This window comes from Leisingera sp. F5 (assembly GCF_001593695.1).
The window spans coordinates 1-1229 of the sequence record NZ_LUKH01001150.1 but is presented as its reverse complement, the minus strand read 5'-3'; the positions used below and the strand labels follow the sequence as shown (position 1 = coordinate 1229).

1 protein-coding gene is annotated in these 1229 nt (G+C 64.5%); it reads right to left on the bottom strand.

Annotated features, from left to right (window positions below; all coding sequences use genetic code 11):
- Nucleotides 1-1229, bottom strand: a 1229-nt coding sequence (locus tag A2I95_RS39670; protein ID WP_291737837.1) for a DEAD/DEAH box helicase, incomplete at both ends; no start/stop codon positions are given.

Genomic DNA, 1229 nt, shown 5'->3' with positions numbered 1-1229 from the left:
TGTCCCGGCTGTCTTCGGATTTGCCGCGATAGGGTTTCGGGCCATCCGGTTTGCCACGGTGCGGCTTGGACTCCCGGTCACGGTCGCCCTTGAAGCCACCCTTCGGTCCGCCAGGACCGCGGCGTGGCGCTGGGCCCAGGTCCGGGGCTTCGGACAGCTGGGTCAGCACGGCGCCCGGCTCCAGCTCGGTCTTGCCGCCCAGTGCTTTCAGAAAGCCATCAACCGCATCTTGGCTGATTTCAGCAAAGGTTTCATTTTCCTGTATCCGGATCGCTCCAATGACGTCGCGGTCAATATTGCCGGCCTTGCACAGCATCGGCAGCACTTTGCGCGGATCGGCGCCAGTGGCGCGCCCGCCTGACAGCGAGAACCACACCGACGGGCCGAAATCCTTGCGTTCTTTGCGTTCCTTACGCGGTTCCTCCGCGCCGGCCGGACGCAACTCTTCCGGCGCCGAGTGACGGCTGCGGAAAAGGCGCAGATAGGTGGCAGCGATTTGCTCGGCTGAGAAATGCTCCAGCAGGGTTTGAACCCCTGCCTGCTCTTGCTCCGAAACCGCTTCTTGCCAGACAGGATCAGCTAGCATCCGCTCTTCATCACGTGCTAGAATGTCGTCGGCGGAGGGCGCTTCACAGTGTTCTGCCGTCAGTTTGGCCCACTTCAGCAGCCGCAGCGCCTTGCTGCGCGCCTTGGGCGGCGCGATCAGCGCGCTGACGCCTTTGCGGCCCGCGCGGCCGGTCCGGCCCGAACGGTGCAGCAGGGTTTCGTGGTTCGAGGGCAGCTCGGCATGAACCACCAGCTCCAGCCCCGGCAGATCGATGCCGCGTGCCGCCACGTCAGTGGCCACGCAGACCCGGGCGCGGCCGTCTCGCATTGCCTGCAGCGCTTGGCTGCGTTCAGCCTGGGAGAGTTCACCAGACAGTGTCACCACCGGCAGGCCGCGGTTGGTAAGCCGCGCCGCCAGCCGGTTCACTGCGGCACGGGTGTTGGCGAAAACGATGGAGCTGGGCGCCTCATAATAACGCAGCACGTTGATGATGGCGTTTTCCGCATCCTGCTGCGCCACGCTCATCAACCGGTATTCGATATCGCTGTGCTGTTTGGTTTCGCCTGCGGTCTGGATCCGCAGCGCGTCTTTCTGGAATGTCTTGGCGAGGCTGGCAATGCCCGCTGGCACAGTGGCTGAGAACAGCAGGGTGCGGCGGTCCTCGGGCGCTTCACCCAGGATG